26 protein-coding genes are annotated in these 23,906 nt (G+C 67.8%); 9 read left to right on the forward strand and 17 right to left on the reverse strand.

What is annotated here, in order from left to right; translation table 11 throughout:
• Nucleotides 1–121: 121 nt before the first annotated feature.
• From H7X47_RS08185 to H7X47_RS08240, 12 genes are all read right to left on the reverse strand, one after another.
• Nucleotides 122–1,072 carry a DMT family transporter gene (locus H7X47_RS08185; protein WP_227010303.1) on the reverse strand — a complete coding sequence of 317 codons (951 nt, stop codon included), beginning with the start codon at nt 1,070–1,072 and terminating at the stop codon, nt 122–124.
• Between the two features lie 44 nt (nt 1,073–1,116).
• The gene (locus H7X47_RS08190; protein WP_193368163.1) at nt 1,117–2,667 is read right to left on the reverse strand and encodes a trimethylamine methyltransferase family protein; all 1,551 of its coding nucleotides are present in this window, start codon (nt 2,665–2,667) and stop codon (nt 1,117–1,119) included.
• A 127-nt stretch (nt 2,668–2,794) separates the two neighbouring features.
• Nucleotides 2,795–3,268 (reverse strand): SRPBCC family protein, encoded by a 474-nt coding sequence (locus tag H7X47_RS08195; RefSeq protein ID WP_193368164.1) that lies wholly within the window; start codon nt 3,266–3,268, stop codon nt 2,795–2,797.
• An 11-nt stretch (nt 3,269–3,279) separates the two neighbouring features.
• The gene (locus H7X47_RS08200) at nt 3,280–3,762 is read right to left on the reverse strand and encodes an SRPBCC family protein (RefSeq protein ID WP_193368165.1); all 483 of its coding nucleotides are present in this window, start codon (nt 3,760–3,762) and stop codon (nt 3,280–3,282) included.
• A gap of 86 nt (nt 3,763–3,848) precedes the next feature.
• Complete coding sequence (locus H7X47_RS08205) at nt 3,849–4,499, reverse strand: glutathione S-transferase family protein (RefSeq protein ID WP_193368166.1); 651 nt, start codon at nt 4,497–4,499, stop codon at nt 3,849–3,851.
• A 40-nt stretch (nt 4,500–4,539) separates the two neighbouring features.
• Nucleotides 4,540–5,271 carry a DUF899 domain-containing protein gene (locus tag H7X47_RS08210; RefSeq protein WP_193368167.1) on the reverse strand — a complete coding sequence of 244 codons (732 nt, stop codon included), beginning with the start codon at nt 5,269–5,271 and terminating at the stop codon, nt 4,540–4,542.
• 17 nt (nt 5,272–5,288) lie between these two features.
• Complete coding sequence (locus H7X47_RS08215) at nt 5,289–5,813, reverse strand: SRPBCC domain-containing protein (protein ID WP_193368168.1); 525 nt, start codon at nt 5,811–5,813, stop codon at nt 5,289–5,291.
• A 14-nt stretch (nt 5,814–5,827) separates the two neighbouring features.
• Complete coding sequence (locus H7X47_RS08220) at nt 5,828–6,250, reverse strand: VOC family protein (protein ID WP_193368169.1); 423 nt, start codon at nt 6,248–6,250, stop codon at nt 5,828–5,830.
• A gap of 10 nt (nt 6,251–6,260) precedes the next feature.
• Nucleotides 6,261–6,752: an SRPBCC family protein gene (locus H7X47_RS08225; RefSeq protein ID WP_227010304.1), complete on the reverse strand. Its 492-nt coding sequence runs from the start codon at nt 6,750–6,752 to the stop codon at nt 6,261–6,263.
• Between the two features lie 9 nt (nt 6,753–6,761).
• On the reverse strand, nt 6,762–7,241 hold the full coding sequence (locus H7X47_RS08230; protein WP_193368170.1) for an SRPBCC family protein: 480 nt from the start codon (nt 7,239–7,241) through the stop codon (nt 6,762–6,764).
• Nucleotides 7,225–7,575: an ArsR/SmtB family transcription factor gene (locus H7X47_RS08235; RefSeq protein ID WP_193368171.1), complete on the reverse strand. Its 351-nt coding sequence runs from the start codon at nt 7,573–7,575 to the stop codon at nt 7,225–7,227. Before H7X47_RS08235 ends, H7X47_RS08230 begins: the two co-directional genes overlap by 17 nt.
• 80 nt (nt 7,576–7,655) lie before the next feature.
• Complete coding sequence (locus H7X47_RS08240) at nt 7,656–9,050, reverse strand: formimidoylglutamate deiminase (RefSeq protein ID WP_193368172.1); 1,395 nt, start codon at nt 9,048–9,050, stop codon at nt 7,656–7,658.
• A 123-nt stretch (nt 9,051–9,173) separates the two neighbouring features.
• Between H7X47_RS08240 and hutI the strand changes: the two genes are divergently transcribed.
• Both hutI and aroQ read left to right on the forward strand, forming a co-directional pair.
• Nucleotides 9,174–10,418, forward strand: coding sequence for an imidazolonepropionase (gene hutI / locus H7X47_RS08245; RefSeq protein WP_193368173.1), 1,245 nt, complete (start codon nt 9,174–9,176; stop codon nt 10,416–10,418).
• Between the two features lie 51 nt (nt 10,419–10,469).
• A complete protein-coding gene (gene aroQ / locus H7X47_RS08250; RefSeq protein ID WP_193368174.1) occupies nt 10,470–11,024 on the forward strand; it encodes a gamma subclass chorismate mutase AroQ in 555 nt (184 codons plus the stop codon).
• Nucleotides 11,025–11,033: 9 nt separating this feature from the next.
• On the opposite strand, the gene hutG is transcribed toward aroQ, so the two are convergent.
• Complete coding sequence (hutG, locus tag H7X47_RS08255) at nt 11,034–11,843, reverse strand: N-formylglutamate deformylase (protein ID WP_193368175.1); 810 nt, start codon at nt 11,841–11,843, stop codon at nt 11,034–11,036.
• A 148-nt stretch (nt 11,844–11,991) separates the two neighbouring features.
• Between hutG and hutC the strand changes: the two genes are divergently transcribed.
• Entirely contained in the window at nt 11,992–12,726 is a 735-nt protein-coding gene (gene hutC / locus H7X47_RS08260; protein ID WP_193368176.1) for a histidine utilization transcriptional repressor HutC, read from the forward strand.
• Nucleotides 12,727–12,751: 25 nt separating this feature from the next.
• On the opposite strand, the gene H7X47_RS08265 is transcribed toward hutC, so the two are convergent.
• From H7X47_RS08265 to H7X47_RS08280, 4 genes are all read right to left on the reverse strand, one after another.
• Nucleotides 12,752–13,387 (reverse strand): hypothetical protein, encoded by a 636-nt coding sequence (locus tag H7X47_RS08265; RefSeq protein ID WP_193368177.1) that lies wholly within the window; start codon nt 13,385–13,387, stop codon nt 12,752–12,754.
• Nucleotides 13,388–13,467: 80 nt separating this feature from the next.
• Nucleotides 13,468–14,322 carry an alpha/beta fold hydrolase gene (locus H7X47_RS08270; RefSeq protein WP_193368178.1) on the reverse strand — a complete coding sequence of 285 codons (855 nt, stop codon included), beginning with the start codon at nt 14,320–14,322 and terminating at the stop codon, nt 13,468–13,470.
• A complete protein-coding gene (locus H7X47_RS08275) occupies nt 14,319–15,998 on the reverse strand; it encodes an ATP-binding cassette domain-containing protein (protein WP_193368179.1) in 1,680 nt (559 codons plus the stop codon). The genes H7X47_RS08270 and H7X47_RS08275 overlap by 4 nt, the downstream gene beginning before the upstream one ends.
• Before the next feature lie 30 nt (nt 15,999–16,028).
• Complete coding sequence (locus tag H7X47_RS08280; RefSeq protein ID WP_193368180.1) at nt 16,029–17,153, reverse strand: DUF1611 domain-containing protein; 1,125 nt, start codon at nt 17,151–17,153, stop codon at nt 16,029–16,031.
• Between the two features lie 548 nt (nt 17,154–17,701).
• On the opposite strand from H7X47_RS08280, the gene H7X47_RS08285 reads away from it, so the two are divergent.
• The 6 genes from H7X47_RS08285 (at nt 17,702) to H7X47_RS08310 (ending at nt 23,691) form a co-directional block, all read left to right on the forward strand.
• A complete protein-coding gene (locus H7X47_RS08285) occupies nt 17,702–18,193 on the forward strand; it encodes a hypothetical protein (protein WP_193368181.1) in 492 nt (163 codons plus the stop codon).
• Between the two features lie 81 nt (nt 18,194–18,274).
• Nucleotides 18,275–19,957, forward strand: coding sequence for a urocanate hydratase (hutU, locus tag H7X47_RS08290; RefSeq protein ID WP_193368182.1), 1,683 nt, complete (start codon nt 18,275–18,277; stop codon nt 19,955–19,957).
• 55 nt (nt 19,958–20,012) lie between these two features.
• Nucleotides 20,013–21,110 (forward strand): TRAP transporter substrate-binding protein, encoded by a 1,098-nt coding sequence (locus tag H7X47_RS08295; RefSeq protein WP_193368183.1) that lies wholly within the window; start codon nt 20,013–20,015, stop codon nt 21,108–21,110.
• 149 nt (nt 21,111–21,259) lie between these two features.
• The gene (locus H7X47_RS08300; protein ID WP_193368184.1) at nt 21,260–21,769 is read left to right on the forward strand and encodes a TRAP transporter small permease subunit; all 510 of its coding nucleotides are present in this window, start codon (nt 21,260–21,262) and stop codon (nt 21,767–21,769) included.
• On the forward strand, nt 21,766–23,316 hold the full coding sequence (locus tag H7X47_RS08305; RefSeq protein WP_193368185.1) for a TRAP transporter large permease: 1,551 nt from the start codon (nt 21,766–21,768) through the stop codon (nt 23,314–23,316). Before H7X47_RS08300 ends, H7X47_RS08305 begins: the two co-directional genes overlap by 4 nt.
• Nucleotides 23,317–23,472: 156 nt before the next feature.
• Nucleotides 23,473–23,691 carry a hypothetical protein gene (locus H7X47_RS08310; RefSeq protein ID WP_193368186.1) on the forward strand — a complete coding sequence of 73 codons (219 nt, stop codon included), beginning with the start codon at nt 23,473–23,475 and terminating at the stop codon, nt 23,689–23,691.
• The last annotated feature ends 215 nt before the right edge of the window (nt 23,692–23,906 follow it).

Raw genomic sequence — 23,906 nt, forward strand, 5'->3', positions numbered from 1 at the left:
GATGCAACTTCCGGCGAAATCGCCTTTCGGCTCTTTTCCGCCGTGGGTTTTGCCGCTGCCGCCCTGACGGAGATCGCCAGCGGGAGTAAGAACGCCTGACCCGCAGGTCGACCATTCCATCTCACTGCCGCGCGCTGCGCGGCCCGGCCGAAACGCCTTCCGCGGTCTGCACGGAGGCGGCGGCGATATCGTGCGCGGCGGCGCGCTGCATCAGCCGGTGCTCGCGGTAGAAGGTGTACATGCCCATCCCGACGACGATGGCCGCGCCGGTGAGAGTCCAGATATCGGGGATTTCGCCGAAGACGACGATGCCGAGCACGATGGCCCAGATCATGATGGTGTAGCGGAAGGGCGAGATCACCGCGACCTCGCCGACCCGCATGGCCTTGATGGAAAAAAGGTAGCCGAAGAAGAGAAAGCCCGCCGAGGCGCAGAGCAGACCGAGGTGGTCCAGGTTCATGGGCTGCCAGTCCTGGGTTGTCGCCACCGCGCCGGCGAAAAGCGCGGTGGCCAGGGCGGTCACGAAAGCGGCATAGAGCGAGGGCAGCCCTGGCGAGAAGCGCCGCGTCGAGAGGTCGCGCAGCACCATGAAGCCGACCGCCGCCACCGCCCAGAGGGAATAGGCCGTGAAGCCCTCGGCGCCCGGCCGCACGATGATCATCACCCCGGCAAAGCCGACGGCGATGGCGCTGTAGCGCCGCCAGCCGACCCGCTCGCCCATGAACAGCGCCGCGGCCAGGGTAATGGCCAGGGGAATGGCCTGGATGATCGCCGTCGCGTTGGCGATGGGCATGTGATAGAGCGCGGAGAGGAAGCAGGTCGCGCTGCCGATTTCCCCGACGACCCGCAGGCTGAGGAAGAGGCTGTCCTGTCGCGAAGGCCGGTAGAACAGCTTGTTGCGCCGGATCGAGAGAATGGCGATGAGGACCGAAAGCAGCAGGCCGCGCAGGCTTATTGCCTGAAACAGCTCCAGGTCGGCGAAGACCAGCTTCATCATGGTGTCGTTCAGGCAGAAGCCCGCCATGGCGACCGCCATGAAGAACGCGCCGCGCAGATTGTCCGAAGAAACCAAGAATGTCGTCCCGAGTCGAGCGTCAGGGCCAAGCTATAGCCCAATCACGCCGCCTCGGCACCCCCTTCCGCCGTGCGGCGCGCCACGAAGTCGTCGACCGCCTCGAGGATCGCCGGGTCCAGGGGCGGCGGCGTGAAGTCCGTCAGCACCTGCTTGTAGAGCCGGTTGGCGCGCTGGGTGGCGGTTTCGCTGCCGGCTTCCTGCCAGGTCTCGAAGTTGCGCCAGTCGGAAAGCATGGGACTGTAGAAGGCGCTCTCGTAGCGCTCCAGGGTGTGGGCGGCGCCGAAGAAGTGGCCGCCCGGGCCGACCTCGCGGATCGCGTCCAGGCCGATGGCGGCCTCGCTGACCTCCAGCGGCGTCATGACCTCGCTCATCATCTGCAGCATCTCGGCGTCCAGCACGAACTTCTCGAAGGAGGCGCAGAGCCCGCCCTCCAGCCAGCCGGCGCCGTGCATGATGAAGTTGGCCTGACCCATGAGCGCGCCCCAGATCGACATCTGCGATTCGTAGGCCGCCTGCGCGTCGACGCAGTTGGCGGCATTGGCGTTGGAAGAGCGGTAGGGCACGCCGAGGTCGCGCGCGAGCTGCCCGCCGGCGATGGCCGCGCGGGTGTATTCCGGCGTCCCGAAGGCGGGCGCGCCGGACTTCATGTCGACGTTGGAGGTGAAACCGCCGTAGATCACCGGCGCACCGGGATTGACAAGCTGGGCCAAGGCGAGGCCTGCCATGGCCTCGGCGTGCTGCTGGGCCAGCGCCCCGGCCAGGGTCGCCGGGCTCATGGCGCCGGAAAGCGTAAAGGGCGTGATCGCCACCACCTGGTTATGCCGCGCCATCTCGATCACGCCCTCGATCATCGGCCCGTCAAGGCGCAGCGGCGAGGAGGTGTTGACGATGGTGAAGAGCCGCGGCTTCTCGACAAGCTCGGCTTCCGTGAGGCCATAGCCCAGGCGCACCATCTCAAGCCCGTCGAGGATGCGGGTGCGGCCCAGGGAATAGGCGTGAAAGACCTTGTCAGTCAGAACGAGACAGTCACGGATCGCGTCCAGGTGACGGGTTGCCGGATGCAAGTCCACGGGTTCGACGGGGTAGCCGGCGACGAAGTGAATGATGTTGAAGGCCTGGGTCAGGCGCAGGAAGTTCTGGTAGTCGCGATGGCTCCCGGGACGCCGGCCACCGTCCAGGTCCGAGGCGTTGGGCGCCGAGCCGACCGAGCCGAAGACCACGTTGCGGCCGCCGATGGTCAGGTCGTGCGCCGGATTGCGGGCATGAAGGGTGAACCGGGCCGGGGCGCTGGCCAGCGCCTGCTTCACCAGGCCGCGGTCGAAGCGCACCCGCTGCGTACCCGGCTCCACCTCGGCCCCGGCCTTGGCCAGGATCTCCAGCGCTTCCGGGTGCAGGAAGTCCATGCCGACTTCCTCCAGGATGCGGAAGGCGGCATCGCTGATCATCTCAAGCTGTTCGGGCGAAAGCACCTCAAGCGGCTGGTAGGGGCTCTCCAGCGAACGCCAGGGCAGCTGCCGCAGCCCCGCACCGCGGCCGCCTTCTCTCGCGCCTGCTCCCTGCCGCGCCCGCCGGCGCATGGAATCCCTCGCCATCCTGCCTCCTTGGGCGGCCGATCTTGGCCGCTTTCCTCATTTCAGGCTGAAGGATAGGGGCAAGGGCGTCTCTTGCATATACGACAGCGTGTGTCGCTGCTGTCCTAGTCGCGCGGCGGCGGAAAAGCTAGGCCGTCAGCAGTTCGGCGAGCCGGTCATAGCTCTCCGCCGCGCCGTGCTCCATGCCGGAAGCGAGCACCGCATCGCGCGCTTCTGGCGAGGCGTAGCGGATCTCGGCAAAGAAGACCGTCTTGCCGCCCTGCTCGTTCAGCTCGGTCGTGATCACGGACTCCATCATCGGCCAGTCATCGAAGGATTCAGTGTGGACAAGGTGCCTCGGCGCATCGATCTCGCGGTATAAGCCGCCCCAGCCCATTTCCCCACCGTCGGGCGTGCGCATGACGTAGCGGTAGGCGCCGCCCACCGTAAGGTCGGTGTCGCACTTGACGAGGCTGTAGCCGTGCGGCCCCATCCAGGCTTTCACCTTGTCCGCCTGTGTGAGGGCAGCGAAGACGGCCTCAGGCGGTGCCTCGAAGACACGCTCGAAGTGGACATCACGCTCGCCGACAGCAGTGACCTTCAGTGTTCCGGTGTTCTTCATCCGAGACTGCCTTACAGTGTCGCCGCCAGCGCCGCGAGTTGCTCGGCGCACTGCCCCCAACCCTCGTGGAAGCCCATCTTCTCGTGCGCTTCGCAATCCTCGCGGGTCCAGTGGCGCGCCCGCGCGGTATAGCGCGTCTTGCCGCCCTCTTCCTCGAAAGTGATAATCCCCGTGAAGAAGGGCTTGTCCGAAGGTTCCCAGGCCCGCGTAAAGGCATCGGTGAAGACCAGGCGCTCGTTCGGCACGACCTCCAAGTAGACGCCGCGCATCGGCATTTCCTGTCCCTCCGGACTGCGCATGACGATGTAGGTGGCGCCGCCGGACCGCACGTCGAGTTCGGCGACAGGCGTGGTGTAGGGTCGCGGCGCGAACCACTGCTTCAGCAGTTCCGGCTCCGTCCAGCAGCGAAAGATCCTGTCGCGCGACACGTCCATGAGACGCGTCAGCACCAGCTCGCGCCCCCCTTCGTTGGCGGCTTCGGCGGCAGAGGACATCAGGCGCTTCTCCTTTTCTGGCGGCGGCGGAGCGGACGACGGCCCGCCCCGCACGCAAATTGGGTTTTGGCTGTCGATGCCCGGCATCAGGCCGCGGCGTTCTCCCGGAATACCTTCATCTGCGCTTCCAGCGCCCGGGCAAAGGCCGGCCGCGCCGTGCACCTTTCGACGTAGGCGAGGAGTGCCGGATAGCGTGCCAGGGCGCCGGATTGATCCAGCTCGCGTAGTGCGGTCGACATGACGATATCGCCGGCCGTAAATCGGTCTTCGAGGTATTCGCGGCCGGCTAGGCGCTTCTCCAGCGGAGTCAGCCGCCCGTCCAGGGCTGTCTCCAGCTTCGCCCGACGCCTTGACACCGAATCCTCGTCGGCGCCCTCGCCGTCGAAGAAGATAAGGTTCCAGGCAAAGGGCTCGACGGAGTTCAAGGCCGCGATGACCCAGGTCATGACGCGCGCCCGGGCGCCCGCGCCCCTGGGACACAAGGCCTCCGACTTCTCCGCGATATGCAGGACGATCGCGCCGGACTCGAACATCTCCACCTCGTCGTCGCGGTAGGCCGGCACCTGCCCGAAGGGCTGCCAGGCGCGGTAGCTGTCGGCATCCTTTTCGTCGAGGCCGACCAGAACCGCCTCGTAGGGCAATCCCGCCTCCTCCAGTGCCCAGCGGACCCGGAGATCACGAACGTAGCCCTGGGCAAATTCCGGCACCCAGCGAAAAGCGGATACTTGGCAGGTCATGAAAGATTCTCCTGAGAGAGGTTTGAGGGGGCTAACGCGTCTACTCCGCCGCTGAATGACACGCCGACGACTTGCTGTCGTCATAGCGGTCGTGCAGCTTCACCCAGTCCATGATCCCGGTGACCTCGTTGCGGCCCTTGGGCGCCATGTCGAGGAACCAGAAGGCGCCAAGCAGCTGCTCGCAGCCGCGGGCGTAGGACGAATAGGTGTGAAAGACCTCGCCGGCTTCATTCTTGGCGAAGACGCTGCAGCCCGGCAGCTCGTCGATGCCCGGATCGATGGTGCGGTAGTTGTAAACCGCCTCGCCCTTCTTCAGCTGGTCCTCGGTGAACGAGACATTGAAGTCGAAGTTGAAGCTGTTCTTGTTCGAGGAGACCCATTGGAAGTGCCAGCCCATGCGCTTCCTGAAAGCCTCGATCTCGTTGATCGGGGCGCGGGACACGGCCGCGAAGGAAAGGTCCGCGTGCTCGAAGTGCCGGCGCGCCGCGTCCACGTGGTCGGCCATGAAGGAACAGCCGGCGCAGCCCTCGGCCCAGCCGGGGCCGAGCATGAAGTGCTGCACCATCAGCTGACTGCGGCCCTGGAACAGATCGGCCAAGGCAACGGGCCCCTGCGGGCCGTCGAAGACGTAGTCCGTTTCCACCCTCTCCCAGGGCAGGGCCCGGCGCTGCTCCATCAGCTTGTCGCGCTGCCGGCTCAGTTCCTTCTCTGCCTTCAGGTGCGCCTTGCGCGCCTCAAGCCATTTCTCGTGGGATACGATCTGATGTTCCATTGTTCGTTCTCCCTTGCTCATTTCTTGATCTCCATCTCCGGCAGGTAGCCGCTCAGACGTTCGAAGGTCTCGCTCCACCCCCGCTCCACGCCGACCTCGATGAGCCCGTCGCGATGCTCGCGCGACATGCAGGCTGTGTGAACCGTCACGTCGGTTCCCGCCGCGATTCTCGTGAAGGACACCGTCACTACCGACGAGAGATCGGGCCGCCCCAGGCAGCCGAAGATCTCGTCGTAGACCAGGCGTGACGGCCGGGTGATCTCCCGGTAGGTTCCGTCGATGGGGTAGATCGTTCCGTCGGGTCCGCGCATCTCGATCCTGAAAGCGCCGCCGACACGCAGATCGATTTCGCAAAGCGTCGTGACGAAACCATGCGGCCCCCACCAGCGCTTCACATGGCGCGGCTCGGTCCAGGCGGCAAAGACCAGCTCCGGCGGCGCGCCGAAACTGCGGGCGATGACCAACTCCGTATCGGAAGGAGTCGTCAGTATGGTCGCGCCGCTGTTTCCCCTCGGCATCTTCCGCTCCGTGGTGGTATCCATGGCCGCATCGCTCCCTAGGCGGGAACCGTCTCCAGAGCGTGGGCAAAGCTCCAGGCATGGCCGTAGGGATCCGTCACCACGGCGAAGCGGTCACCCCAGAACATGTCCTCGGGCGGCATCACCACCACCGCGCCGGCCTTGACCGCGCGGTCCACCGCGGCATCGCAGTCCGCGACGCGCAGGTGCAGGGTGACGGCGCTGCCGCCCAGGGTCGTCGGCGTGTGGTCCTGGCCTTCCGCGCAGCGGTCTGAAAAGGCATCACGGACGAAGACCCGGGCGTCGCCCAGCCTCATCTCCGAGTGCATCAGGCGCTTGCCGTCCTCGGCGGGCAGGCGCATGACCTCCTCCGCGCCCAGCGCCTGCTTGTAGAACGCCAGAGCCGCAGTAGCGTCGTCGACTACCAGGTGCGGGATCACCGCCTCGATCGTTGCCGTCATTGTCTTCTCCCTATTCCGAATAGATTGCGTCGACGGTCTCGGCCAGGCGCTCCAGGCTCTGGGTCCAGCCCGCCTCCATGCCGGCCAGCGCATCCATGACCTCGGGCACGGCCCTCACCACGCGGGCCTGCAGCGAGACGGTGGTGCGGTCGCCCGCTTCCACGAAGGTCACGGTGTTGACGGCTTTCAAGCCAGGCGGGCCGTCGGCGCCCTGAAAAGCGGTAGAAGTGAAGACCAGGCGCGCGGGGGGCTCAATCTCCAGCACCTCGCCGCTCATGGGATAGACCGTGCTGTCCGGCGCGGTCATGTCGATGTTTATACGCCCGCCCGGCCTGGCCTCGAACTCGCAGACCGGGTTGGTGAAGCCCTCGGGGCCCCACCACTTCGCTAGGTGGATGGGGTCGGTCCAGGCCCGGAAGACCAGTTCGCGCGGCGCCTCGAACTCGCGGGTGAAGGTCAACGTGTAGCCGACACCCAGTTCCATTTTTTTCGCAGCTTCCATGAGTCTCTCCTAGAGCCCGGCCACATAGGCGGCGAGGCGGTCCATGCACTCGCTCCAGCCGCCATTGTGCGCATCGCGGGCGCTTTCCGATTCGAAGACCGCGTGATGCAGGGTGAGCTTCGTCTGCGCGCCGCCGGCGCCCGCCTCCTCCAGCAGCACCGTCACCAGCGTCTCGTGACCGGGCTGGCCCTCCTCGTCGATCCAGGTCCAGGTGAAGGAGATCTTCTCCGGCTCGACGATCTCGCGGTAGACGCCGTGCATGCGATGCTCACTTCCTTCCGGCGAAACCATGAGGCAACGGAAGGCGCCGCCGGGATGGAGCTCGACGGTGCAGTCCGGCAGGGTGAAGCCCTTCGGCCCCCACCAGCGCACCAGGTGCTCCGGCTGGCTCCAGACCTTGAAGACCAGGGCGCGCGGCGCATCCAGCAGCCGGGTGATGACCAGGACGCGGTCTTCGGGCTCGCGGACGAGCTCAGGACTTGCGGCCACGGGGCTCTCCTTTCATCTGCAGCTCGTCGAGGTAGCTTTCCAGGCGGTCGAGGCTCTGCTCCCAGAACTGGCGATAGCGTTCCAGCCAGCCGCTCGCGTCCTTCAGGGGGCCCGCTTCCAGGTGGCAGGGCCGCCACTGGGCCTCGCGGCCGCGGCTGATCAGCCCGGCGCGCTCCAGCACCTTCAGGTGCTTGGAGACGGCGGGCAGGCTCATGTCGAAAGGCTCGGCCAGCTCGCTCACCGTGGCCTCGCCGGAGCACAGCCGCGCCAGGATCGCCCGGCGGGTCGGGTCCGCCAGGGCGGCGAAAGTCTGGCTCAAGGGGTCGGTCTGCATTTGTTTGTAACCATTCGGTTAAATAACTGATAGGTTAAATACAGAAGCCGCCTGCGGGAGTCAAGAGGATCCCCGGCACTTCAGGCCAAGAGGGCTTTCACCGTCTCCGCATAGACCGCCTGCACCCGCTCTTCGTCCCGGTGTCGGCCGTCCTGCACCACCCAGCGGCCGCCGACCATCACGTCGCGGACGGGGTTGCGGTTGCCGGCGAAGACCACGGCGTCGAGCAGGCGCTCCCTCGGCATCGAGCCCACCTCCGGATGCTCGGGGTCGAGCACCAGCAGGTCGGCGCGCTTGCCCGCCGCCAGAGCGCCGATGGATCGGCCCAGCGCCTGGGCGCCGCCGGCCAGGGCCTCGCCGTAGAGCCGCGCACCGACGGAAGCCTTCGCCCCCTCGCCCGCCAGCACGTTGCGGCGGCGCCAGGCGAGGCGCTGGCCGTACTCGAACCAGCGCAGCTCCTCCAGCGGGCTGACGGAGATGTGGCTGTCGGAGCCGATGCCCCAGCGCCCGCCATGGGCGAGATAGTTCTCGGCGGGAAAGAGGCCGTCGCCGAGGTTGGCCTCGGTCGTCGGGCAGAGGCCGACCACCGCGCCGGAGGCGGCCACCGCCGCCGTCTCCACCGCGTTCATGTGGGTGGCGTGGACCAGGCACCAGCGCTGATCCGGCGGCGCCGTCTCCATCAGGTGCTCGACCGGGCGCTGGCCGCACCAGGCCTCGCAGTCCTCCACTTCCTTCATCTGCTCGGCGATGTGGATGTGGATCGGCGCCGTGGGGTCCAGGGCGTCGAGGCCGCGCAGCACTTCACCCAAAGTCCCAGGTGTGACCGCGCGCAGGGAGTGCGGCGCGACGCCGACCCGCAGCTGCGGGTTTTGTTCAGACGCCGCCTTAAGAGCTTCAACGATGCGCAGTAAGCTATCGGGATCGTTGAGGAAACGCCGCTGCCCCTCACCCGCCTTCTGAGCCCCGAAGCTGCCGTAGCCGTAGAGCACCGGCAGCTGGGTGACGCCGATGCCCGCGGTCTCCGCTGCGGCCAGGGTGCGCCGCGACATCTCCGCGATGTCGTCGTAGGGCCGACCGTCGGGGCCGTGATGCAGATAGTGGAACTCGCCCACCGCGGTGTAGCCGGCCTTCAGCATCTCGACGTAGAGCTGGGCGGCGATGGCCTCGACCTGCTCCGGTGTGAGCGCCGCGACGAAGCGGTACATGACCTCGCGCCAGGTCCAGAACGAATCCTCTTTCCCGCCACCCGGTCGGACGTGCTCCGCCAGACCGGCCATGGCGCGCTGGAAGGCGTGGCTGTGCAGGTTGGGCATGCCGGGCAGCACCGGGCCCTTGGCGATATCGGCGCCCGCCGGCGCGGCCTGCCCCGGCGTCACGTTCAGGAGGCTGCCCGTTTCGTCTAGCTCGAAAAGGACAGACTCGGCCCAGCCCTCGGGAAGAAAAGCCTGCTCGGCAAAAATCTTGGGGTTCGCCATCGAGTCCTGCTATGAAAAAGCGGGGTAGCGGTCTTGCCACATGGGAACCGCGAGGGTAAGGCAACAAAGTTGTCTATACAACTCGCGGAGTGTCTGGCCGCCATATTTGGGTAGGTTTTTAGTATGTGGGACGATCTCTGGACGGGGGCGAACCTGGCCACGATGCTGGCTGCCGGGGCGGGAGACGCGGGCGCGACCGCGCCCTACGGCGCCGTCACCGAGGCGGCCCTGGCGGTGGACGGCGGCCGTATCGCCTTCGCCGGGCCCGCCGCCGACTTGCCCGGCGCGCCGGCGACCCTGGCCCGCCGGGTCCACGACACCGGCGGCGCCTGGATTACCCCGGGCCTCATCGACTGCCATACCCATCTGGTCTACGGCGGCGACCGGGCGCGCGAGTTCGAGCTGCGCCTCAACGGCGCCTCCTACGAGGAAGTGGCCAAGGCCGGCGGCGGCATCCGCTACACCGTCGAGCAGACCCGCGCGGCCAGCGAGGATGAGCTCTACGCCCAGGCCCTGCCGCGCCTGCAGGATCTGCTGTCCGAAGGCGTCACCACGCTGGAGATCAAGTCCGGCTACGGCCTGTCGCTGGAGCAGGAACTGAAGATGCTGCGCGTCGCCCGGCGCCTGGGGGAGAGCGCGCCCGTCACGGTGAAGACCACCTTTCTGGGCGCCCATGCCCTGCCGCCGGAGTTCGACCGCCGGCCGGAGGACTACATCGACGCGGTCATCGCCATGCTGCCGGAGGTCGCGGCCTCCGGCCTGGCCGACGCGGTCGACGGCTTCTGCGAGCGCATCGCCTTCTATCCCGAGCAGATCGCCCGCGTCTTCTCGGCCGCCGAGGCGGCCGGGCTGCCGGTGAAGCTGCACGCCGACCAGCTCTCCGACACGAAGGGCGCGGCGCTCGCCGCCCGCTTCAACGCACTCTCCGCCGACCACCTGGAATACGCCAGCGAGGAAGGCGTGCGGGCCATGGCGCTGATGGGCACCGTCGCCGTGCTGCTGCCGGGCGCCTTCTACGTGCTGCACGAAACCAAGCTGCCGCCGGTCGAGGAATTCCGACGGGCCGGGGTGCCCATCGCGCTGGCCACCGACAGCAACCCCGGCTCCTCTCCGATCACCTCGCTGCTGCTGATCCTCAACATGGGCTGCACCCTCTTCCGCCTGACCCCGGAGGAGGCGCTGGCCGGCGTCACCCGCAACGGCGCCCGGGCCCTCGGCCTGGCCGAGACCCACGGCACCCTGGAGGCCGGCAAGACCGCCGACTTCGTGCTCTGGGACATCTCCCATCCGGCCGAGCTGGCCTACCGCATCGGCCACAACCCCTGCCGCCAGGTCGTCAAGGACGGGAGAATCGTGCGCGGCGGCTAGCCGATCCTGCTAGCCTCTTCCCCTGCAGAGCGAAACCCACCGAGGAACGGCATGCGAAAACCGCCCAGAGCCCCGAGCAGGCTGCTGCTCCTGCTCGTCGCCCTGGCTTGGCTCCAGGGGAGCGCCGCCGCGCAGGAGCCCGCCGCGGCCCTGGCTGAGGCCATGGCCGAGCGGCTGCAGCTCATGGAGGGGGTGGCTCAGTACAAGTGGAACCGCGCGATCCCGATCGAGGACCTGGAGCGCGAGCGCGTGGTCCTCGACAACGTGGTCGCCGCCGCCGAGGCGGAGGGTGCCTCCCTGGACCTCGCCACGGACTTCTTCCGCGCGCAGATCACCGCCGCCAAGGCGATCCAGAGCCGCTTCTTCGAAGCATGGCGTCAGCAAGGAGCCGGCCCCTTCCCCAACCCGCCGGACCTGAAGACGGAAGTGCGTCCGGCGATCAGCGCCCTCACCGCCCGCATCATCGCCGCGCTGGCCGGACTGGACGGCATCGACGCCGCGGCGCTCTGCGCGGCATTGGCCCCGACCCCCGCCGCCCTGGCCGCGGATGCGGACGCCTGGCGGATCGCGGCGGCGCCGCTGCGCGAGAGAAAGGGCGGCTGCTGAAGTAACGCCTCAGCCCTGTTGTTCCATCTCCGCCCAGGCGAGCATGGTGTGGATGAGGCCGGAGAGCACCGGGCGGACCTGCTCCGCCAGGTCGTCGCGGAAGGCAAAGGGCGGGTCCTCGTCCATATAGGTGATCTCGGAGAGCTCCAGCTGCACGGCGTGGACGCCGTTTTCCGGGTCCCCGTAGTGGCGCGTGATGTAGCCGCCCTTGAAGCGTCCGTTGGCGGCATGCGTATAACCGAGATGTCCGGCGTCGCGGGCCACGGCGGTCAGGATGTCCAGCAGGCTCGAGGCCGCCGCGCTGCCGTCGCCCGTGCCCAGGTTCAAATCCGGCAGGCGCCCCTCGAAAAAGCGCGGCACCTCGCTGCGGATCGAGTGCGCGTCCCACAGCAGGGCGAGGCCGTGCTTCGCCTTGATCGCCGCCAGGGTCTCGGCCAGGCGGTCGTGATAGGGCTGCCAGTAGGCCTCGCGCCGCGCGGCCACTTCGTTCTCGTCCGGAGCCTCGCCGGGCAGATAGATATCTTCCAGGGCGAAAGTCTGCAGGGGGCAGAGTTCGGTGTTGCTGGCCCCGGCATAGAGCGCCCGGTTGTCGGGCGCCCGGTTCAGGTCGATGACGTAGCGCGAGTGGGTCGCCTGCAGTACCGAGACGTCGAGTTCCGCCAGGAAGTCGTAGAGCTGCGGAATGTGCCAGTCGGTGTCCGGCACCGTCTTCGCCACCTCGGTCATGCGCCCTGCGATCTCCGGCGGCACGTAGGTGCCGGGATGGGGCATGGAAACCAGCAGCGGCAGGCTGCCCTCGGTAAAGCGGAAGAGCTCCATGTAAAGTCCCTCGCGGCGCGCCGAACCTGCAAACTGGTCAGGCGCACCAGTGTTGTATATACAAGTTGGTATAGATCAACGGGCCGCCGCCGCCAACCTTTCGAGGCTTTTCCGGGCCGCCCCTGCCAGAGAGCTTGCGCCTTTCTCCATGAGCCTGACCCCCAGCAGCGAGACGCCGCTCTACCAGCAGGTCAAGGACTACATCGTCGGGCGCATCGTGGCCGGCGACTGGCCGGAGGAAACCAAGGTGCCTTCGGAAAACGAGCTGACGCGCGAGCTGCGGGTCAGCCGCATGACGGTGCACCGCGCCCTTCGTGAGCTGACCGCCGAGGGCTGGCTGGAGCGAGTGCAGGGCGCCGGCACCTTCGTCGCCCCGCCCAAGCCGCAGTCGGAAATCCTCGCCGTACGCAACATCGCCGAGGAAATCCGCGCCCGCGGGCACGAGCACAGCACGGAGATCCTCTTCGTGCGGCGCGAGCGCGCCCGCGCCCTGGAAGCCAAGCACCTGGGGCTGGAGCGCGGCGAGACGCTGTTCCATTCCCTCATCGTCCACCGTGAGAACGGCCGGCCGGTGCAGCTGGAGGACCGCTACGTCAATCCCAAGATGGCGCCCGACTACCTGGAGCAGGATTTCACCGTCCTGACGCCGCACAAGTACCTCATGCAGGCGGCGCCGATCAGCGAGGCCGAACACCTGGTCATGGCGGTCATGCCCACGCCCGAGGAGCGCAAGCTGCTGGAGATGAAGGCGGGGGAGCCCTGCCTGCTGCTGCGCCGCCAGACCTGGTCCCGCAGGCAGCCGGTGACCTGGGCCCGCCTGCTGCACCCCGGCGACCGCTACCGCCTGGGCGGGCGCTTCGCCGGGGAGGGGCCGCGGCCATAGGATTCGGCCACGGCGCGGCAGTAACTTACTTCAGACGGTTGTCGAAGGATGCGAAGCCCTTGCCGGGGCTGTAAACGTAGCGCTCGTTGTAGAGCACGTTGCCCTGGTCGTCGCTCATGATCCAGTCGTAGCGCAGGGAGTGCGGCACGTCGCGATAGGTGAAGTCCAGACGGCGGATCTTGATGCTGATGATACGGGTCTGCGGACCTTCTTCCGTGTACTCGATGGCCTGGAAGGTCCGGCTCTCGCCGCGCCCCCAGGTGCCGAGCGGGAAGAAGGCATCGTTCACGAAATAGCGGTCGGCGCGACCCGGCCGGGAATCGTAGACACGGCCCAGCGCCTGCCCGTCGGGCCGGCGCATGAAGTACTGGGTCTTCACCCCGGCGGTCTCCGCATTGCTGCGCTCATAGACCTGCACCGTCTGGCCGGTCTTGGGGTCGGCCCAGGCCTTGGGCCCGGTGATGGTGCGGGTCCCGTGAGCGGCCTGCACCTGCGGCAGGCTCACGCCGGCGACGGCGGGATCGCCGGTCCAGAGGTCCAGGCCGATCTCGCGGGTTTCCGGCTCGCGCTGCATGGCGCAGGCACCCAAGGCCGCGACCAGCGGCACGACCAGGGCCAAGCGGCCCAAGGGGCTCCGCCTGAAGTTGGAAAACATTCGCATAGAGTCTCTCCTCTTTACTCTCTCTATGGCTCTTGCGAGCGGTTCCCGGCCTGGAAGCCAGCCCGGACGTGGCGCAGCCCCTACCGCTGCAACCAGTGATTCACAAAATCGGTCAGGCCGCCCGTCGCCACGCAGTCGTCGAAGGCGTGGCTGCAGCCGGGCAGCATCGCGAACTGCACCCGGGGCGCGACGCCAAGGCGTATCGCGGCCTGCAGGAAGGCGCCGGTCCAGCGGCCGGCGCGCTCGATCCGGTTGAGCCCTTGCTTGATGTCCACGTCGGGGGTCTTGCGCAGGGCGTCGTCGCGCTGGCTGTCGCGGCTGCCCACCAGCACCAGGGTCGGGATGGCGAGAAAGCGCGCCAGATTGGCCGCGGCGCGGCGCCCCCGCCCGCCGGCCGGCTTCACCCCGTAGGGAAAGCGGTCGGCTTCGTTGGGGAAGGTGTACCAGCCGGCCGCCACCAGGACGAGGGAGGCGACCCGTTCCGGGTTCAGCATGGCATAGCGGTGCGCGAACTGCGCGCCGCCGGAAAAACCCACCATCTCGACCCGCCCGAGTTCGCGCCCGGTGAAGTGCTCCACGTCCCGCCACAGCGCCTCGACCGCCGCCTCGGTGCCGCGCGCCAGCCGCTGGAAGCCCTCGAAGCGGGCCTCGTCGAAGTGCGGCGCGATGAGCAGGCGCCGCTGGGCCACCGCCACCTCGGCGAAGGCCTCGACATGTGCCTCGGCGTTGCGCGAGATGCCGTGGACGGCCACCAGCGGCGGCCGCGCCGGATCGATGTCCTCCGGCTGGAAGAGGAAATAGTCGGGCCGCTCGCCCGCTTCCGCTCCCTGGCCTGCGGCCGGCCGCATGACCAGCCGGCCCGGCAGGGCCGAGGCGCCGCGGCCGGCGGCCTTGTCCGCTTCGGCCGGTGACGGGATCGAAGGCCGCGTCATCATGGGACCGCCCTCAGGCGCGCGGCCGGCAAGTCCGCCGTGGCCACGATCTCGGCCGCCTTGCCAGCGCCCAGGGTTAGCACGCGGTGGGCCAGGCGGGCCCATTCCGGCCGGTGGGTGATGAAGACCACCGGGCCGTCGAAAGCCTCGACAATGCGCTCCAGGGTCCGGGCACCCTCGGCGTCGAGATGGGCGTCCATCTCGTCGAGCAGCAGCACCTGCGGGCGCGGCAGCAGGCCGCGCGCCAGGGCGATGCGCAGGCGCTCGCCGGCGGAAAAGCGGCTCTGCTGTTCCTTCAACGGGGTATCGAGCCCCTGGGGCAGACGCGCCACCAGAGCGGTGAGGCCGCAGCGTTCGATGACCTCCGCCAGCGCCGCGTCGGAAGCCTCCGGCAGGCCGTAGCTGAGGTTGTAACGCAGGGAACCGCGCAGCAGCGGCAGATCGCAGGATACCAGGCTGATCGCCTGGCGCAGCCGGCGCGCGTCTGTGACCGCCAGGTCCTGCCCGTTCAACTCGACACGTCCCGCGTCCGGCCGCCGCAGGCCGGCCATGACCTGCAGCAAGGAAGATTTGCCGGCGCCGTTCTCGCCCAGGATGCAGATCCGCTCGCCGGGCGCGACGGTCAGGTCGAGCGGCGGCAGCAGTCCGCTCAGCGCAACGCCGCGCAGCGCCAGCTCACCCGCCCCCGGGGCGGGGTCCAGGCCGCCGCTGGTCATGGCGCCACCGCGCGGCGGGCGCAGACGCAACAGGCGCTCCTGCTTTTCCCGGGCGATGGCCGCGGCGGTCCAGTATTCGTAGATGCGGCCCAGTTCCTGCAGGCGCGGCGCCAGCAGGCCGGCCACCAGCATGGCAGCGACCACGGCGCCGGGGCTCGCCGCGCCCAGCGCGACCAGCTGCGAACCGACCAGCAGGGCGCAGAGACCGGCCGCCGCCGCCCCCGCATCGGCAAGCGCCCGCAGCAGGCCGATGGCCCTGGCGCGTCCGATGAAGGCCGCCTTCAGGCGACGGCTCAGGTTCTTGAAGCGCTCGGCCTCACGCCGCTCCTGCCCGAAGGCCTGGATCAGGTGCAGATGGGCGACACGGTCGGTCAGCAGGGCCGCCAGGTGGCCGCGCCGCCGCCGCACGTCGCGGGTCGTCGCCTGCAGGCGGTTGCCGAGGCCGAGGCCAAGCAGCGCCGCCAGCGCCACGCCGGCGCCGACCGCCAAGGCAATGACCGGCTCGATCACCGCCAAAGCCGCCAGCGCCAGGACCACCACGACACTGCCGACCAACAAACGCGCCAGGCCGAGGCTGACCCAGCGCCGCAGCGCCGTGAGATCGCCGACAAAGCGTAGGGTCACCGCGCCGCGGCTGATCTTGCCGGTGATCCCGGGACCGACGCGCAGCAGGTGGCGGTAGAGCCGCAGCCGCAGGGCATGAACATAGGACTGGCCAACGCGCTCGGCATCCAGATGCTCGCGGTAGCGCAGACCCGCGTTGACCGCGGCGATGGCGACCAGCGCGGCGATGACGAGCAGACCGTGCGGCGCCTCACCGCCGCGTCCGGCCAGCAGGCCGTCGAAGCCGCGCTGTACCAGCAGCGCCGTCACCACGGCGCCGGCTGCCTGCACGGCGCCGTTCAGCACCAGGAGCGCGAAGTCCCGGCGCCGCGCGCCGTCAAAGAGGCTTGGCAGTTTCATCGGACTGATCTTCGCTCGGCGATCGACAATTCAGGCCGCGTTGCGCTTGCCGTCGTAGGTGACCCGCTGCGTCCACTTGCCGGACTCGAGCTCCTCGAGCGTGAGCACCGGCACGTCGCAGGCAGCCTCCGCCTCACGCACCATCAGCGGGCTGGAAGTCAGCTTGCCGGCCAGGGCCAACAACGGCAGGTCACGGCAGGTCAGCCAGCCGGCGCCGTAGCCGGCGCTCATGGAATCGCCGGCGGCCAAAACGAGTCCGCTGACCAGGTGGCTGAAGCGGGGATGTTCGACCAGCTCTGCGGTTTCGGAAAACAGCAGCCCGTCGGCCAGCTCGACCACGACCACGTCGCAGCCCTCGCGGCCCAGCGCGGCGACGGCGCCGTCGAGGATTGAGGCAGTCTCCGTCACCGGCACCCGGTAGGTGGAGGCATGGCCGAAGTCTGTGAAGTCCAGCACCGCCTCGGCGCCGGCATCGACCATGGCCCAGCGATCGCAGCCGGCGCCGGTGCCGGTGATTTTGGCGGCGCCGACCTTGAGACCGCTCTTTGCCAGGCCGCGGATCATGGCGGCCACGGTCGTGGTCTTGCCGGCATTCATCGCGGTGCCGACCACCGCCAGCGTATAGGGGCGCTGCGCGCCGCCCTTGGGGCGGGGTTCGGCGACCTGGGTCAGGTTCAAGACGCGGCCGTCGACGTCGGCGACCAGACCCAGCGGCTCGATCTCTGTGGGCTTGCGCGCGGCCGAATGCTTGTCGACGCAGATGCCGGCGATGCCGCCGGCGGCGACCAGGTTGCAGAGCTCCAGACCGTCGGGCACCAGGGCCTCGAACTGGTCGCTGGCGTAGCGCGCGCCATAGCAAACGAAGATGAGGTCATTGACGAAGAGCGTCTGGCGGCGCCCTTCCGGGCTTTCCAGCTTGCGGTGGTGGCCGAGACGGACAACGCGGGCGAGCAGCAGATCGCCCGCCTTGGGCGCGATGGCGCCGGTCAGTAGACGGGCGGCCCGGCCCAAGTCGAAGCGCCCGGTCACGTAGGCGCGCTTGGCCCGCCGCAGTTCGTCGCCGGTCAGGGCGCGACGGCCCGGCCTCGCAGAAGCCGAATGAACTTCGCGAAGCGTCTCCTCAGCGGCGCTGATCATGCCGTGTATCTGCTGCATCTTACCTGCAACTCCTTGTCTTTCTTTCGAGGCACCCTAGGAACGGTTCCTTAAGCCCGCGTGAAGAAATCGGGCCTGAAACGCGCGCCTTTCGTCCTCCACCAACCGAAGCGTGGAACCTGGGGTGTTCTCAACACCCGATAGTGGTGCGGTGTGATGACCGGCCCTGCCGTGCGGCAATCCGGGTTCAGGGGAGGTGCGAATGAGAAGCGCTCCCGACCGACACCTTCGCAATGGTCCTCGCCGTCGTTTCCTCTTTTTGACCGGCGGCGTTCCCCTACCGAATGCCGGGCCTGAACTGACAACACGCAGGAAGCGGATTCCTTCCCGGAAAAATGACGCCGCGGTCCAAATCGGCCCCGGCGCCCGCCTTGCCTGGGATCCACCATAGGCGTCCAAACTGACCGAAACCTGAAGTCCTGGGTCAACATCAAATGCCGTCGATTTGCCCGATCGGGAGCGCGTCTCCTTCGCGCGCTGGACGCACGAGGCGACAACCACTAAATGAGTCGAATGATCACCGCCGAATCACTGACGGGAAACGATCCATGCGCGCCTCTTCCCTTGCCTGCCTGCTCATCATCCTGACCGCCGCCGCGCCGGCCCGCGCGCTTGCCGAACCGCTGGCCGAAACCCTGGTCGGGACCTGGACCTGCCAGGCGCGCGAAAACAGCGGGGCGGGCGGCAACGACATCGCCATGACCCTCACCTACCGGCGCAGCGGCCACTTCCTTGTCGGCGAGATTGTCGAGGACAACGGCGCCGCCCTGCTCGACGTCTGGCTCGACAGCGGCAGCGGCGCGGCGCCCCTCAGCCTGCGCCGCGTCATCTCCTACGACGCCAGCATCGAGATGGAACTGGTGGAAGAAGCCCCGACCTGGATGAAACTCGAGGGCGAAATGCGCCACACCCTCGGCACCACGGCGAAGGTGCGCGAAGAGTTCCGCTTCACTGGCACCGAAGAGTTCCGCGCCCTCTGGGAAGCAGACAGCGGTGAAGGCTGGAAACTGATCATGGACCGCACCTGCAAGCGGCTTTAGCACCGCCCCGTTTTCAGCCGCTCGACTCTCCGGGCAAAGTTGTATATACAACTTCGGACAGCTTTCCGGAGGATCGCCGCCATGCCAGATTCCAGCGCCTCGCCGCGGCGGGACAACGCCCGCGTGATCCGCAGCCCGCAGGGCCCTGAGCTTTCGGCCAGGTCCTGGCTGACCGAGGCTCCGCTTCGTATGCTCATGAACAATCTCGACCCCGAGGTGGCCGAGAAGCCGGAAGAACTCGTCGTCTACGGCGGCATCGGCCGCGCCGCGCGCGACTGGAAGTGCTTCGACAGGATCGTTTCCTGCCTGAAGGAGTTGGGCGAGGACGAGACGCTGCTGGTGCAGTCCGGCAAGCCGGTGGGCGTCTTCCGCACCCACGCCGACGCGCCGCGCGTACTCATCGCCAACTCCAACCTGGTGCCGCACTGGGCGACCTGGGAGCATTTCAACAAGCTCGATAAGGCCGGCCTGATGATGTACGGCCAGATGACCGCCGGCTCCTGGATCTACATCGGCAGCCAGGGCATCGTGCAGGGCACCTACGAGACCTTCGTGGAGATGGGACGCCAGCACTACGGCGGCGACCTGAAAGGCAAGTGGATCCTGACCGGCGGCCTGGGCGGCATGGGCGGCGCGCAGCCGCTCGCCGCCACCATGGCCGGCGCCTCCATGCTGGCGGTCGAATGCCAGCCCTCGCGCATCGAGATGCGCCTCAAGACCGGCTATCTCGACAAGCGCTCGGACAATCTTGACGAGGCCCTGGCGCTGATCGACGCGGCCAGCGAGAAGGGTGAGGCCATCTCCGTCGGCCTGCTGGGCAACTGCGCCGAGGTGCTGCCGGAGCTGGTGAAGCGCGGCGTGAAGCCCGATGCCGTCACCGACCAGACTTCGGCGCATGATCCGCTGCACGGCTACCTGCCGGCCGGCTGGACCCTGGAGCAGTGGGAGCGCGAGCAGACCGCCAATCCGGACAAGGTGGTGAAGGCCGCCAAGCAGTCCATGGCCGTCCACGTGCGCGCCATGCTGGACTTCCAGGCCCAGGGCATCCCCACCTTCGACTACGGCAACAATATCCGCCAGATGGCCGAGGACGAGGGGGTCGACAACGCCTTCGACTTCCCCGGTTTCGTGCCGGCCTATATCCGGCCCCTCTTCTGCCGCGGCATCGGCCCTTTCCGCTGGGCCGCGCTGTCCGGCGACCCGGAGGACATCTACAAGACCGACGCCAAGGTGAAGGAGCTGATCCCTGACGATCCGCACCTGCACAACTGGCTCGACATGGCGCGCGAGCGCATCCACTTCCAGGGCCTGCCGGCGCGCATCTGCTGGGTCGGCCTGGGCCAGCGCGACCGCCTGGGGCTCGCCTTCAACGAGATGGTCGCCAAGGGCGAGCTGAAGGCGCCGGTCGTCATCGGCCGCGACCACCTCGATTCCGGCTCCGTCGCCAGCCCGAACCGCGAGACCGAGGCCATGCGCGACGGCTCCGACGCCGTCTCCGACTGGCCGCTGCTGAACGCGCTGCTCAACACCGCCAGCGGCGCCACCTGGGTGTCGCTGCATCACGGCGGCGGCGTCGGCATGGGCTACTCGCAGCATTCCGGCCTGGTGATCTGCTGCGACGGCAGTGAAGCGGCGGCGAAACGTATCGCTCGCGTGCTGTGGAACGATCCGGCGACCGGCGTGATGCGCCACGCCGACGCCGGCTACAAGATCGCCATCGATTGCGCCAAGGAGCAGGGACTTAACCTGCCGATGGTGGACTGAAGGAAACGTCCTTACCGAAACTGTTTGTTGGGGCATTCAACAGGGAGAGCAAGTGATGAAAAGACGTGAGTTCCTGAAGGCCGGCGGCGGGGTTGCCGCCGGTGCCGTTGCCACGGGCGCCCTCGCCGCGCCGGCCATCGCCCAGGGCAAGATGCAGTGGAAGATGGTAACGGCCTGGCCGAAGAACCTGCCCGGACCCGGCGTCGCCGCGCAGCTGCTGGCGGACCGCATCACCGCGCTGTCGGGCGGGCGCATCGAGGTGAAGCTCTATGCCGCCGGCGAGCTGGTGCCGGGCCGCGGCGTCTTCGACGCCGTCTCCGAAGGCACCGCCGAACTGTACCACGCGGTGCCCGCCTACTGGGGCTCCAAGTCCAAGGGCATCCTGATGTTCGGCTCGCAGCCCTTCGGCCTGCGCGCGGACGAGCAGGTCGGCTGGCTGGTGCACGGCGGCGGCCAGGCGCTCTACGACGAGATCTACGGCCGTTTCGGCCTGAAGCCCTTCCTCTGCGGCAACTCCGGCCCGCAGTGGGCCGGCTGGTTCCGTACCGATATCAAGTCGGTGGACGACCTCAAGGGCCTGCGCTTCCGCACCACGGGCCTTGCCTCTGAGATGTGCGCCAAGCTGGGCATGGCGGTGCAGGCCATGGGCGGGCGCGACATGTTCCAGGCCCTGCAGTCCGGCGCCCTGGACGCCGGCGAGTTCATCGGGCCCTGGACCGATTCCGCCCTCGGCTTCTACCAGGTCGCCAAGAACTACTACTGGCCCGGCGTCGGCGAGCCCTCTTCCGCCGAAGAGTGCGCAGTCAATGCCAAGGCCTACGCCGACCTGCCCGACGACCTGAAGCAGGCCGTCAGCTACGCCTGCTCCTCGCTCTACAACGACGTCTGGACCGAGTACACCACCAAGCACGCCCAGGCGCTGCAGAAGCTGGTGGCCGAGCAGGGCGTCCAGGTGAAAAAGCTGCCCGACGACGTCATGGTCGCCATGGGCAACGCCGCCGGCGAGGTCATCGCCGAGCTGCGTGAGGACAGCGACGAGCTGGTCAAGCGCATCACCGAGAGCTTCCTCACCTACCGCAACTCGATCGCCGACTACATGGTCTATGCCGACAACGGGCAGATGAACGCCCGGGCGCTGGACTACACCTACTAGCCGGACCTCGCAGCCATCTTGCCTCGCCCTTCGAGACGGACCTATCGGTCCTCCTCAGGGTGAGGCAAGATACGCGATGACCTCATGCCGGGGAAACCGCGTCAGCGGTCGTCTCGAAGCATGGGAGCAGGGGTAAGCGGGATCAAGAGATGCAGCAGTGGATCGACCGGCTGGAGGCCGTGAACCAAGCCGTCGGCGCGACGGTGCGCTGGCTGGCGCTGTTCATGGTGCTGCTGCAGTTCGCCGTGGTTGTCCTGCGCTATGTCTTCGGCATCAGCTTCATCTTCCTCAATGAAGGCGTGCTCTACATGCACGCCGCGCTCTTTATGCTGGGGGCCGGCTATACCCTGCTCATCGACGGCCACGTGCGCGTCGATATCTTCTACAGCAAGATGGGACGGCATGGCCGGGCCGCCATAGACCTGGCGGGGGCGCTGGTCTTTCTGCTGCCTTCCATGGCCGTCGTCGCTTGGTTCACCTGGCCTTCGGTGCGCAATTCCTGGGCGGTCTTCGAAGGGCCGATTTCCGTCGGCGGCATCCCCGCCTCCTTCCTGCTGAAGTCGCTGATCCCTGCCTTCTGCCTGCTGCTCGCGGTGCAGGGCCTGGCCTGCGGCCTGCGCGACCTGCTGCGCCTCAAGGAAGGCAACGCCGTCACATGATCGAGTATCTCGACCTGCTGATGTTCGCGGTGCTGATCGGCGCCATCCTGCTCGGCTATCCGGTGTCCTTCACCCTGACCGGCGTGGCGGTGGTCTTCGCGGGTCTGGGCTGGGCGCTGGGCGTCTTCGATGCGGCGCTGCTGGGCGCGCTGGGCCAGCGCCTCTTCGGCATCATGACCAACGACGTACTGATCGCCATCCCGCTCTTCGTCTTCATGGGCGTGGTGCTGCAACAGAGCAAGATCGCCGAGGAACTGCTGGAGACCATGGGCCGCCTCTTCGGCAGCCTGCGCGGCGGCCTCGGCGTCTCGGTCATCCTGGTCGGCGCCCTGCTGGCCGCCTCGACCGGCATCGTCGGCGCCACTGTCGTCGCCATGGGCATGATCGCCCTGCCCACCATGCTGCGCAACGGCTACAGCCCGACGCTGGCTTCCGGCGTGGTCTGCACCGCCGGCACCCTGGGCCAGATCATCCCGCCCTCGACCCTGCTGATCATCCTCTCCGACGTCATGTCGAACGCCTATCAGCAGGCACAGTTCCGCCAGGGCCTCTTCACCATCGACACCATCTCCGTCGGCCAGACTTTCGCCGCCGCGCTGCTGCCGGGCCTGACGCTGGTCGCCATCTACGTCGTCTACATGCTGGTGAAGGCCTGGACTTCGCCTAAGTCGGCGCCGGCCTTGGCACGCGCCGAGGTGCGCCCCGAAACCGGCGACGTACTGGGCGCGTTGCTGCCGCCGCTGCTGCTCATCGTCGCCGTGCTGGGCTCCATCCTGGGCGGCGTGGCGACGCCCAGCGAAGCCGCTTCGGTCGGGGCCATAGGCGCACTGCTGCTGGCGGCGGCGCGCGGCAAGGAATCGCCGAGGCCGATCTACCTGGGCGGCGGCGCTCTGCTCGCGCTGGCGATCCTCGTCGACATCGCGCCGGTGCGCCTGCAGCGCGGCGACAGCGGCCCGGGCGACTGGATCGTCGGCGCCGTCGCCATCGTGCTGGTCGCCGTCGCGACCGTCGCAATCGGCATCGCCCTCAGGCGGGCCTGGCGGACGGAGCTGCTAAAGCCGGTCATGACGGCGACGCTCACCATCACCGCCATGATCTTCGCCACCATCCTGACAGCCAGCGTCTTCTCGCTGGTGTTCCGCGGTCTGGGCGGCGACGAGCATGTGGAGGCCATCATCGGCGCCATGCCCGGCGGGCCCAACGGCGCGCTGCTGTTCGTCATGGCGCTGATCTTTGTGCTCGGCTTCTTCCTCGATTTCGTCGAGATCTCGGTGATCCTGCTGCCCCTGGTGGCGCCGGTGCTCATCGTCATGGGCCACGATCCGGTGTGGCTGTCGATCCTCATCGCCATCAACCTGCAGACCAGCTTCCTCACCCCGCCCTTCGGCTTCTCGCTGTTCTACCTGCGCGGGGCGGCGCCCAAGGAGATCACCACCGGGCAGATCTACGCCGGCGTCATCCCCTTCATCGGCTTGCAAATCCTCGGCATGGCCGTCCTCTGGTTGTGGCAGCCCCTGGCGACGGCGGTGCCGGATTGGCTTTTCTGAGCCCGAAAGGCGCAGCGAACCGCGCTTTTCGGGAGATCACAGCATTGCCACTGAAAAACGGCGGGAAGCTTTCTACGTCAATGCCGTCAATGAGACGACCACGGGTACCGGCCCGCCGGACCCCGTGTCCCTCGGACAGCAAGAAGGTAGTTCGACATGCTTCGCACCATCGCCGCCGTTTCGGCATTGAGCGTCCTGGTTCTCGTTTTGGCGGTCAGCTTCAGCGACAACGGCAACGGCCTCTCCCAGATTTTCGGCGGCAAGCCGCGCGCTCTTGTTAATACCAACACCGGCGAGCCGTTAACCCTGCGGTCGGTGCAAAATGACGTTGAGTGGCACCGCGAAACCGCGCGCAAGCTGCGCGAACTGGACTAGACGAAAACGGCCCGGAAGCGCGCCGCGGCGCCGCCGCGGGGATATCGCCCCCCACGACCCCGTAACACCTGCAACCGATTCATACCGCTGAGCTTGCCCGCGCGGGCAACGCCCAGGTTGCCCGGATCGTGATTGAAGCTTAACAGAACAGCACGACCGGTGATTGCAGGCGTTAATTTTTCATTAAGATTCTTCCTTAAGAGTCAAGTGCTTAG

Source organism: Pelagibius marinus (assembly GCF_014925385.1).
GTDB classification, from domain to species: Bacteria; Pseudomonadota; Alphaproteobacteria; order Kiloniellales; family Kiloniellaceae; genus Pelagibius; species Pelagibius marinus.

What these genes read in the sequence shown, in the direction of transcription:
- H7X47_RS08190 (WP_193368163.1), bottom strand. Translation starts at nt 2,667, where the DNA reads ATGGCGAGGGATTCCATGCGCCGGCGGGCGCGGCAGGGAGCAGGCGCG.
- H7X47_RS08195 (WP_193368164.1), bottom strand. Translation starts at nt 3,268, where the DNA reads ATGAAGAACACCGGAACACTGAAGGTCACTGCTGTCGGCGAGCGTGAT.
- H7X47_RS08200 (WP_193368165.1), bottom strand. Translation starts at nt 3,762, where the DNA reads ATGTCCTCTGCCGCCGAAGCCGCCAACGAAGGGGGGCGCGAGCTGGTG.
- H7X47_RS08205 (WP_193368166.1), bottom strand. Translation starts at nt 4,499, where the DNA reads ATGACCTGCCAAGTATCCGCTTTTCGCTGGGTGCCGGAATTTGCCCAG.
- H7X47_RS08210 (WP_193368167.1), bottom strand. Translation starts at nt 5,271, where the DNA reads ATGGAACATCAGATCGTATCCCACGAGAAATGGCTTGAGGCGCGCAAG.
- H7X47_RS08215 (WP_193368168.1), bottom strand. Translation starts at nt 5,813, where the DNA reads ATGGATACCACCACGGAGCGGAAGATGCCGAGGGGAAACAGCGGCGCG.
- H7X47_RS08220 (WP_193368169.1), bottom strand. Translation starts at nt 6,250, where the DNA reads ATGACGGCAACGATCGAGGCGGTGATCCCGCACCTGGTAGTCGACGAC.
- H7X47_RS08225 (WP_227010304.1), bottom strand. Translation starts at nt 6,752, where the DNA reads ATGGAAGCTGCGAAAAAAATGGAACTGGGTGTCGGCTACACGTTGACC.
- H7X47_RS08235 (WP_193368171.1), bottom strand. Translation starts at nt 7,575, where the DNA reads ATGCAGACCGACCCCTTGAGCCAGACTTTCGCCGCCCTGGCGGACCCG.
- H7X47_RS08240 (WP_193368172.1), bottom strand. Translation starts at nt 9,050, where the DNA reads ATGGCGAACCCCAAGATTTTTGCCGAGCAGGCTTTTCTTCCCGAGGGC.
- hutI (WP_193368173.1), top strand. Translation starts at nt 9,174, where the DNA reads ATGTGGGACGATCTCTGGACGGGGGCGAACCTGGCCACGATGCTGGCT.
- aroQ (WP_193368174.1), top strand. Translation starts at nt 10,470, where the DNA reads ATGCGAAAACCGCCCAGAGCCCCGAGCAGGCTGCTGCTCCTGCTCGTC.
- hutG (WP_193368175.1), bottom strand. Translation starts at nt 11,843, where the DNA reads ATGGAGCTCTTCCGCTTTACCGAGGGCAGCCTGCCGCTGCTGGTTTCC.
- hutC (WP_193368176.1), top strand. Translation starts at nt 11,992, where the DNA reads ATGAGCCTGACCCCCAGCAGCGAGACGCCGCTCTACCAGCAGGTCAAG.
- H7X47_RS08265 (WP_193368177.1), bottom strand. Translation starts at nt 13,387, where the DNA reads ATGCGAATGTTTTCCAACTTCAGGCGGAGCCCCTTGGGCCGCTTGGCC.
- H7X47_RS08270 (WP_193368178.1), bottom strand. Translation starts at nt 14,322, where the DNA reads ATGATGACGCGGCCTTCGATCCCGTCACCGGCCGAAGCGGACAAGGCC.
- H7X47_RS08275 (WP_193368179.1), bottom strand. Translation starts at nt 15,998, where the DNA reads ATGAAACTGCCAAGCCTCTTTGACGGCGCGCGGCGCCGGGACTTCGCG.
- H7X47_RS08280 (WP_193368180.1), bottom strand. Translation starts at nt 17,153, where the DNA reads ATGCAGCAGATACACGGCATGATCAGCGCCGCTGAGGAGACGCTTCGC.
- H7X47_RS08285 (WP_193368181.1), top strand. Translation starts at nt 17,702, where the DNA reads ATGCGCGCCTCTTCCCTTGCCTGCCTGCTCATCATCCTGACCGCCGCC.
- hutU (WP_193368182.1), top strand. Translation starts at nt 18,275, where the DNA reads ATGCCAGATTCCAGCGCCTCGCCGCGGCGGGACAACGCCCGCGTGATC.
- H7X47_RS08295 (WP_193368183.1), top strand. Translation starts at nt 20,013, where the DNA reads ATGAAAAGACGTGAGTTCCTGAAGGCCGGCGGCGGGGTTGCCGCCGGT.
- H7X47_RS08300 (WP_193368184.1), top strand. Translation starts at nt 21,260, where the DNA reads ATGCAGCAGTGGATCGACCGGCTGGAGGCCGTGAACCAAGCCGTCGGC.
- H7X47_RS08305 (WP_193368185.1), top strand. Translation starts at nt 21,766, where the DNA reads ATGATCGAGTATCTCGACCTGCTGATGTTCGCGGTGCTGATCGGCGCC.
- H7X47_RS08310 (WP_193368186.1), top strand. Translation starts at nt 23,473, where the DNA reads ATGCTTCGCACCATCGCCGCCGTTTCGGCATTGAGCGTCCTGGTTCTC.